The organism is Dapis brunnea BLCC-M229, from assembly GCF_050015995.1.
In the GTDB taxonomy this organism is placed as follows: Bacteria; Cyanobacteriota; Cyanobacteriia; order Cyanobacteriales; family Microcoleaceae; genus Trichodesmium.
Genome location: NZ_JBNHEP010000001.1, coordinates 24543 through 34183, shown reverse-complemented (window position 1 = coordinate 34183; position 9641 = coordinate 24543). Strand labels below are relative to the sequence as shown.

Annotated in this window: 7 protein-coding genes; 5 read left to right on the top strand and 2 right to left on the bottom strand. The window is 37.6% G+C overall.

Annotation, left to right across the window (positions count from 1 at the left end):
- Positions 1–382 precede the first annotated feature (382 nt).
- From remA to ACP6PM_RS00135, 3 genes are all read left to right on the top strand, one after another.
- Positions 383–637 (top strand): extracellular matrix/biofilm regulator RemA, encoded by a 255-nt coding sequence (gene remA, locus ACP6PM_RS00145; protein ID WP_293137593.1) that lies wholly within the window; start codon positions 383–385, stop codon positions 635–637.
- 170 nt (positions 638–807) lie between these two features.
- Complete coding sequence (gmk, locus tag ACP6PM_RS00140) at positions 808–1368, top strand: guanylate kinase (RefSeq protein WP_426580714.1); 561 nt, start codon at positions 808–810, stop codon at positions 1366–1368.
- A gap of 107 nt (positions 1369–1475) precedes the next feature.
- A complete protein-coding gene (locus tag ACP6PM_RS00135; RefSeq protein ID WP_426580712.1) occupies positions 1476–1619 on the top strand; it encodes a hypothetical protein in 144 nt (47 codons plus the stop codon).
- A gap of 877 nt (positions 1620–2496) precedes the next feature.
- Here the strand turns inward: ACP6PM_RS00135 and ACP6PM_RS00130 are convergent.
- Both ACP6PM_RS00130 and ACP6PM_RS00125 read right to left on the bottom strand, forming a co-directional pair.
- Positions 2497–3639 (bottom strand): extracellular solute-binding protein, encoded by a 1143-nt coding sequence (locus ACP6PM_RS00130; RefSeq protein WP_426580710.1) that lies wholly within the window; start codon positions 3637–3639, stop codon positions 2497–2499.
- 5 nt (positions 3640–3644) lie between these two features.
- On the bottom strand, positions 3645–4202 hold the full coding sequence (locus ACP6PM_RS00125) for a phycobiliprotein lyase (protein WP_426580708.1): 558 nt from the start codon (positions 4200–4202) through the stop codon (positions 3645–3647).
- A 740-nt stretch (positions 4203–4942) separates the two neighbouring features.
- On the opposite strand from ACP6PM_RS00125, the gene ACP6PM_RS00120 reads away from it, so the two are divergent.
- On the top strand, positions 4943–5077 hold the full coding sequence (locus tag ACP6PM_RS00120; protein ID WP_426580706.1) for a hypothetical protein: 135 nt from the start codon (positions 4943–4945) through the stop codon (positions 5075–5077).
- 433 nt (positions 5078–5510) lie between these two features.
- On the top strand, positions 5511–9581 hold the full coding sequence (locus ACP6PM_RS00115) for a tetratricopeptide repeat protein (RefSeq protein WP_426580704.1): 4071 nt from the start codon (positions 5511–5513) through the stop codon (positions 9579–9581).
- Positions 9582–9641 lie beyond the last annotated feature (60 nt).

The window sequence follows — 9641 nt, the reverse complement described above, 5'->3', positions numbered from 1 at the left end:
AAACTATAGCGCTATAGATTTAGCTTTGAGATTTACCAATCTCAAAACTTAGTCAAAGATGGCTTTTAATCTTTGATTTTTCACTTTTGACCCCCTAGCACTTAAATGATATCTGTTCAATTATTGTTTTTTGATGAAGTCGCCGTTCGCGTAGCGTCCCGGAGGGAAGGGTCAAAGGTCGATTATTTATCGGACGAGGAGGAGGCGTAAGACTGGCTGTAAGTCAGCAGATTCCAATGAGTCGTTAACCCCAAGAGTCGCAGTTTTTCAGCTTAGTCTATTTGATTGATGCATGGGAACCCAGCCCTGTCTCGTGAGAGCAGCGTCGGGAGGATGTCAACATCTAGTCGTACAGGTTTATTGTATTTGATTGTAATCTGTCATGGATATCCAGTTAATTAACATTGGTTTCGGTAATATAGTTTCTGCTAATCGCGTCGTTGCAATTGTTAGTCCAGAATCAGCCCCCATCAAGCGAATTATTAACGATGGACGGGAAAGAGGCCAATTAATTGATGCTACTTATGGTCGGCGTACTAGAGCAGTGATTATTACAGATTCTAATCATGTTATTCTTTCTTCAATTCAACCTGAGACAGTAGCACATCGCTTTATATTTAATCATAAAGATGACTAAAGTTTTAATGATTAATATTGGGTTTTGCAGAATCTGTTATTAATCGTAATTAATGATCCTAGGACTATAGTCAAGAAAGAATTAGCTCTTGACAATTATTGATGATGAAACTTAGAGGACGGAAATGTTTTTCCAACTGTTCCCTGTTCCCTGCTATATGATAGAAAATTATGCAAAGTGGTAAATTAATTGTTTTAACTGGACCGAGTGGTGTGGGTAAGGGGACTTTGTTAAGTTCTTTGTTGGAACGCCATCAAGAATTAGTTTTATCTGTTTCTGTTACTACTCGTTCGCCTAGACCTGGGGAAGTGGAGGGAAAGAGCTATTTTTTTGTAGACCGCGATAAATTTCAACAGATGATTGAAACTGAGGAATTATTAGAGTGGGCAGAATATGCTGGTAATTTTTATGGCACACCAAGTATCCCGGTGATTGAAAATATTAAACAAGGTAAATCGGTGATACTCGAAATTGAGCTAGAGGGTGCGCGACAAATTCAAAAGACTTTTCCTGATGCTTTGCGGATATTTATTTTACCACCTTCGACTACTGAATTGGAAAAAAGATTACGGGGTAGGGGACAAGATTCGGAAGAGGCGATCGCTAAACGTCTAAAACGTGCGACTGAAGAACTTGAGGCTGCTGTAGAGTTTGATATACAATTGGTGAATGATAATTTGGAAGATGCTTTGCAAAATTTAGAGGCAATATTGTTTGACTTTAGGGAGTAGGGAGTAGGGAGTAGGGAGTAGGGAGTAGAGGGAAATAATTGATAGTTTATGAATAATAATTGATTTTTGGAGATGTTTATTAATAGACCATAAACTAGGGAAGTTGGATGAAACGTTCCTACAGAGCGATCGCTACAGCAGTTTCCGAAGTTATGAGGTACACCCATCGCGGCCAAGATGCCCGCACTCCAATATTTTCACCATTCACCTTGTACGTCATTTGCCCGAAATATGCTGTAACTATGTTTTGACTGCTATGAATACTAGATAGGATTTGCTGAAAAAGTCTTTTTGCTCTTTGTAGGGAGTAGTTATACCATTTCTCAAAAACTTTTCTACAGTTTCTTGAGTAGGGGAGTAGGGGAGTGATACCATTTTTAAAAAATAATGTTACGAATAGTAAGGGCGAGAAAAAGATTTTACAGCAAATGCCCCTTTGATAAAAAAGATGATTTACGAACTAAAAATGGTATTTAAACCATTCATTATGACTCCTTACTCCTGACTCCTTACTCATAAAAAATCTCCTAAATATTTGTAGCAAACATTTATAAAATTAGTATGACGGAGTGAGGGAGAAGTAAAAATAATAATAACTAAGATTAAATTGACTCAAATCAGCATGACTCAAATCAGCAAAAAAATTATTATATCTGTATTAATTACTTAATAGCTGAAGTATCGCCTAAGTATAGCATTACTTTTGGTAATTGGTATTATAAGTTAGAAGAAATGGGAATTATAGAAGAGGTAGTCGGATATATTTTTCCCTTGATTTTTCTGTTATTGTCTGCCTAAAATTCTAACTTTTTCAGCTTTTTGGTATCAAAAGCTGGTATTTTTTAGACCTCAAAATACTAAAAATTTTATCTGTAAAAGCTTTGAGATTTATTTAGCAAACCCTAGATACAATTATTACTTTTAATTTTTTTAAACTACTAATATAAACAGGGTTTAAGCACCCCAAAAAAGAAACCAGATTTATTGCTCTAATAATCATTTTTTTATCGCGAAATTTAGTTGATAAACCCTGTTTCTGCGTAAGTCTTAAGAAATTTTCAATAATCAAAAACAAAATAAATTATCCCACTCTTAAAATTTTTTCCCCTACTCCCTATTCCCTACTCCCTACTCCCTATTCATACGAATTTCTCTCCATAATTGTCGATACTGTTCAATTGTACTATCTGCCAATGGATAGATAAAGTCACTTTTTTTAATAATTTCCTGTGGAGGTAATAGTAAGGGATTATTTTTTATTTCCGAAGTCAATTCATTTGGATTAATCCCTGGTAGAATTGGAGAAGTAATTTGGGTTAGTATTGACATTTGTTCAGCTATCTGGGGTTGCCAACAAAAATCAATCCATTTTTCTGTTAAAGAAGTCTCAGAAGTAGCCGCAGGTTTAACCCATAAATTACCCCATAAAGCTGTTCCCGACTGAGGCACGACAGCAGCAATTTCTTTACGTGTTTTGACCAATGGTAAAATATCATTAGACCAACCAACTGCTAACCAAGTATCTCCAATAATTAATGATTGTAAATAATCCTCGGAACTATAGAATTTAACTTGTTGATTTAGTTTAACCAGTTCCGACTTTAAATTCTCTACCTCATCAATATTTTTAGTATTGTAGGACTTACCTAATTTTTTCAGAGTTAAACCAATAACTTCTCTAGCTTGATTTAGCAAAGAAATATTACCCTTCAATTCTGGTCGCCATAGGTCCCTCCAGTCTGTAGGTTCCCATCCCAAATTTTTAAACTTATCAACTCGATAAGCAATTAAAGTTGTACCCCACTGATAAGGTGCTGCCCAAACTTTACCTTGGGTATCAAGATAACCTTGATTATTCCGTTTAACTAATTCTTGCCATTTTTCCGGTAATTTATTCCACCTTTGTAAAGCGTCAGAATTAAGAGGTTGAATTAATTCTTGTTTAATAGCATTTGCTAACCAATAATCTCCCAAAGTCACCAGATTAGGAATATCTATATTTTTTGTTTTGTTTGTAGATAAATTCTGTTTTTCTAACAAAAGTTTTCTCTGCCAACTTTGCAGCAGAGAAAATAATTCACTCAAGCTTTCTTGAGGTTGAAAACTTAACTTAGGGGGAGATGTTAATTCCCCTCGAAATTTTGACACCATTTGAGCAGGAATAGTGTTTTTTAACAGTTTAATTTTTAAATCTGCTTGTGTTTCACATCCTGCTAAAAATTCAGCTAAGGTTATTGCCGTTGCTCCGACTAAAAAATTTCGTCGCTTCACCTTTTCTAATTATTTAAAATACGTTTTTCTAAATATTGACCAATCATTTTTTGTTCGCCAGCACGAGAAATAATAGTTTGTCTCGTCCGGTATTTATGGCCTATTTGTTTAATTTCTTCTTCAAATACAGACCCATTGTACTCCGTTCTGAGACATAATGTGTTAGGGTCAGATAGCTTATATTTAGCTATGATGGGGTTACTTGTGGCAAAACCGCGATCGCGATACAAAATTGAACCTTTTACTCCGAATACTGTTGAACCTTGAGACTGTTTCTTTTCTGATACAGAATCCTGACTAACCCAACTTATATGAGAACCACAAATCATTACTGTTTCAGGATTATCTAACTCATGGAGTTGAGCTAATTCAATAAGTTCTGGACTTCCTTGCTCTAAAAATTTTATTGTTAAATGACTAACTATTTCTTGGGTATTCCCTTCAGGTAAAGTGTAGTAACGTCTTTCCGAATGCCATTGACCTTCAGAGCGTTGAAAATATTCAGTGATTCCTAATTCTAAAACTTCTAATGTTTCTTGGTTGATACTTAAATTTAATTCCATTTCGTTCAATCCTCTGGTGTTATTACCAAAATTACTTGATATTGTCAAGTTTTTTGTCTAAATTGTTACTATTATTAATATATACTGTTTTTCTTAAGAGTGTCAGGACAAATATCCTAATACCGTTTCACAGAAATCAAAAGTCAAAAATCAAAACTAGCCAAATTTGTAGGGTGCGTTAGACGGCTAAAATTTAGACTGTGAAAGGCATTTAACAATCCGTCGTAACGCACCATTGCATAAGTGTCAGCCCATTATGATAATTTTCAACACACAGAAATTACTAGACTTTAGAGATTGTTTGTAAAGGAAATATAAAAAGGAGATAGGGAACAGGGAACAGGGAACAGGGAACAGGGAACAGGGAATAGGGAATAGGGAATAGGGAATAAGGAGGAAGAAATCAAGACAAATATTTGTCGCTTAAAAATCTAGGAATATATGTACTGAATACTTCTCTACCTACCAAATTTCAATCTCTTGAAGTATTACCGCTTTTAGATTTTAGTCACTCGCATGTTCTCTTAATACTTATTTTACAAACAGTCTCTTATAGAATGACAAAAAAAGTCGATATTAGCAGTAAACGCCTAATTGGAATTGCCTCCAGTCATTTCAGTTATCAGTTATCAACACCAACCTTTGAAGCATTCCGCTTGAAATACTGAAGTTTATTCTTTTCATCCCCTTAAAAAGGAAAGTTGAGACCCTATGGTACTGTCATAGAAATAGGGTTATAATTGAAGTCTGGCGAATCAGGAAAAGAGATATTTTCAGAGATTAATATTATTGAAAATATTCAGCTTTTAGAGACAATTATTGCTTCTTTCAAAACTGTAGAAACTATTGAGCAATTAAGGCAAATTTATCAGTAATATTCTTAAACAGAATGTAAACATTTAGCTGTCAGGTATCAGCGTAATTATCTTAACTGACACAGCTAATTTTGTGTGTTAGATTTTGGGGCGGGTTTATTTTATCTGATGTTTAAATTCGTTAATTGGAAATAGAACCCGCCCCTACTATTGCACTATTTTGGATGTGTCATTTCAGTTATCAGTTATCAGTTATCAGTTATCAGCACTACCTCCAGTAATAGGGAGGCTTGAAATGGGAAATTTTCTTCTTTATCCCCTTGAAAGAGGAGGCTTGAGACCTTATTTCTTCGGTCAGTCCACTACTAAAATAACTCCCAGGCCATTAAATCAATTTTTCAATTTAACAGGGAAATAACTGATTGAAAATGTAGAAATTATTGCAGGTAATAATTTTGAATCAACCTAATAGTTAAAATCTCAGGAAAAAGATATGGCTAAAAATAGATTAGTTATTAACCATGTAGAGGACACTATTCAACTTTCTTGGCAACGGGGACAAGCTAATCCTCGTTTTGCTCCTAGTGTCACTTTTAATCAGCCTTTTGACGAACAAGCGCTGACAGATTTGCGTTGGTATCTGGAAGAATATCTGGCATTTCCCTATGGCATTTTTCCTGATAAAGCACAAAATATTATTGAACCGAAGTTGCAGGAATGGGGGCAACAATTATTTGAGTTGGTATTTCGCAGCAACGAAAAGACACGGGAATTTTTTCAGGAAGCTACCAGAGAAAGACTAGAATTTTGTGAAATTGCTATTTCTTCCGAAGACCCAATGGTTTTGAATTTACCTTGGGAGTTGCTCTATTCCCCAGATTACCAATTTCTGGCTCCCTCCCTCGCCGGAATGTATCGCAGTCTCGGTAGTTTTGCCGTGCGAGGGGAAATGCCAGAAATGCCTCAAGATAAATTGAATATTTTGTTGGTTATTGCCAGACCTTACGATCGCGATGTGGGTTTTCAGACTATTGCTCGCCCAATGTTGGAAGCATTGCAACCAATTCGACAACAGGTTAATCTGAAAGTATTACGACCTCCTAGTTTTGAACAGTTGGAACGGGAGTTGAATGCTCAGAAAGGTTTTTACCACATTGTTCATTTTGACGGACATGGCGACTTTGACTCCAAGAGTCAAGGTTTTCAGCATTCCTTTGGTAGCAAAGGGCAAGGGGTTTTGGCATTTGAAAAAGCTAATGGTGCGCCAGATATTGTGACTGCTGCCCAAATAGCTCAAAGTTTGAATGACTGCAATGTGCCGATTTTTGTTTTGAATGCTTGCAAGTCTGCTCAAGAGGGAGGAGGTAGTTTTTCTTCTGTGGCAACCCAGTTAGTTTCTCTGGGTGCTAAAGGTGTGGTAGCAATGGCATATAGTGTTTATGCTGAAGGTGCAAAACATTTTATCGGCAGATTATATCAGGATTTGGTGAATGGTGCAAGTCTCGATGGGGCGGTGGCATCCGGGCGTCGCGAAATGTTGAATAAACGGGAGCGACCAAGTGTTAAAGGTAATTTACCTCTAGCTGACTGGATGGTGCCTGTGTTGTATCAGCAGGAAAATTACACGCCGTTTGTGGCAAGGGCGAGGGTTGCAGAGGATATTCCAGACTTGGATGAATTTCTGGAGGAGCCGAAAATAACTAATTTGGTAGATTTGCCGGAACCTGGAGCTTATGGTTTTGTGGGTCGGAGCTACGATATCTTGCGTTTGGAGCGGGGGTTTCGCCAAAATAATATTGTGTTGTTGCAAGGTGTTGGCGGAGTTGGCAAAACTGAGTTAGTCTGTGGTTTTGCTCGGTGGTTGGCGGATACTCAAGGTCGTGCTGGCAAGATAATTTTTAGTTCTTTTGAGTCTGGTGCGGGGTTGAGTCAGGTTGTTAACCAAGTTGGTAGGGCAGTTTGGGGGGATAAGTTTTCCCAGTATGCTTTTGATAAACAGCAGGCGGCAGTTTTGAAATATTTGCAAACTCAACCTTGTCTGCTGATTTGGGATAATTTTGAACCTGTTGCCGGGTTTCCTGCCGGGAATGAAGGGTTGTTGCCGGAAGCAGAGCGGGAAGAGTTGAAGGGTTTTCTCCAAAAGTTGCGGAATGGGAAATCTTGGGTTTTGATTACGAGTCGCCGTGAGGAGCGTTGGTTGGAATGTGGTTACAGGTTGTTGAAATTGGAAGGTCTTTCTCAGTCGGATGCTCAGGAATTTGCAGGTAAGATTTTGGAGCAGGTGGGAGTAGATCGGAAGGGGTTGCCGGAAGAGTATTTGGAGTTGTTGAGATTGTTGGATGGTCATCCGTTGTCGTTGCGGGTGGTGTTGCCACATTTGAAAACTGAGACACCGCAGCAGTTGATTGATGGGTTGCGGCAGGGGTTGGATAAATTTGAAGGTACAGAGGGGGAGGGGAGAGATAAGTCTTTGACTGTTTCGTTGGATTATTCTTTTGAGAGATTGTCTGATAAGGCGCGTCGGCATTTGCTGTTTTTGGGTTTCTTTTCTGGGCGAGTTAATGCTAATTTACTGGGAGGATTTGAAAATCCTGATAATGAGAATGGAAAGGCATATCAGGCAGTGTTTGGTGATAACTTGCAAACATCTGATTGGTTAGATATTCTCAATGAAGCAGTAGAAGCAGGTATTATAGAGTATTTGGGAGAAACTTACTATAAAATATATCCCACTCTGCCCTGGTATCTACGTCATAGGATTGACAAGTTTCATAGGGAAAAGGAGGTTAGTGAACTAGAAAAAAAGTTGCTTTTTTTTTACGCAGATTTAGTGGATTACTATGAACAAAAACTAATTGACAATGCTGATATAGCAACATTTGTGTTGCAATTTGAAGAGCCAAATCTATTGCAAAATCTTCGACTAGCAGAACAGCAACAGGAATGGGATGATGCCCTGAGCATTCTAGATTCCCTCTGGGAACTATACGAGCGCAATGGTCGCCAATTAGAATTAAGGTCACTGCAACAAAGGCTAGTTAAGCAGATTGATATAAAAGAGGCAAGTGGTTTATGCAAGTCAGCCCAGGACTATCACCACCTAGGTTTATTTGCAGATGAGCAAAGGCAGTTTGAGGAGGCAAAAGCTTATTACCAAAAAGCTCTCCAGATTTTTGAAGATACGGGGGATTTCTACCACGCTGCTTATGACTATCACAACCTCGGTATACTAGCACAGAAGCAAAGGCAATTTGAGGAGGCAAAAGCTTATTACCAAAAAGCTCTCCAGATTTTTGAAGACATAGAAGATTTCCACAAAGTAGCTAAAGAATATCACCAATTTGGTCGAGTTGCAGAGGAGCAAAGGCAATTTGAAGAGGCAAAGGTTTATTACCAAAAAGCTCTCCAGATTTATGAAAATGCGGGGGATTTCTACCACGCTGCTTCCGAATATCATCATTTAGGTATAGTGGTATTTGAGCAAAGGCAGTTTGAGGAAGCAAGTGACTATTTCCAAGAAGCTCTTCAGATTTATAAAGATGCAGGGGATTTTTACCAAGCTGCTTCCGAATATCATGAATTAGGTCTGTTAGCACAGGAGCAACGGCACTTTACCAAAGCTATTACCTATTACCAAAAAGCTCTTCAGATTTTTGAAGACGCGGGGGATTTCTATCAAGCTGCCAGAGAATATGAACAATTAGGTGAAATTTCACAAGAGCAAGAACAGTTTGAGGAAGCAATTGCCTATTTCCAAAAAGCTCTCCAAATTTATGAAGACGCAGATGATTTTTATCATGCTGCTCGTGAGTATTATCGACTGGGTTCAGTAGCATCAGAACAACAACAATTTGAGGAGGCAAAGAGTTACTACCAAAAATCTCTGAAGATTTTTGAAGACATGAGAGATTTCTCCAATGCTGCTAATGTCTATAACAACTTAGGTTCCCTAGCACAAGAGCAAGAACAATTTGAGGAAGCAAAGGCTTATTACCAAAAATCTCTGAAGATTTTTGAAGGTATGGGAGATTTCTATAAAGCTGTTAATGATTATTACAGCTTAGGTGTAATAGCGCGGGAGCAACAACAGTTTCAGGAAGCAAGCACCTATTTCCAAAAAGCATTTACAGCTTTGATATCTGGGAAAAATTGGCGTAGAGCATCTATAACACTAAATCAATTGGGTGAAACCTTAGAATTACAGAACAATTGGGAAGAAGCAATGAAAGTTCATATTCAGGCTTTAGAAATTGACCGCGAACATAATTTTGAAGATAGAGCTTTTTACGATATAGATGCTTTGGGGCGAATACTGATGATGTTAAGATTAAGATTTTTGAACAATAGACCTAAAATACTGATAAAATGCTTGTTAATTCTTAATTTATGGAGGGGTGAATTAGGAGAACATAAATTATGTAGAATTTGGCGAGAGGTAACAGGAGATGATTGCCCAGAAGAAATTTTTTCAGCTATCCGCACAGCAAAGGAAGAAAATTTCAAAGCATTGATGGAATATACACAAATGGAGAATAATAACAATGAGTCCGGTAGGGTGCGTTAATGAAATGTAACGCACCGCCTATTCTAAGATGTTTCGGTGCGTTACGCTGCGCTTTTCATG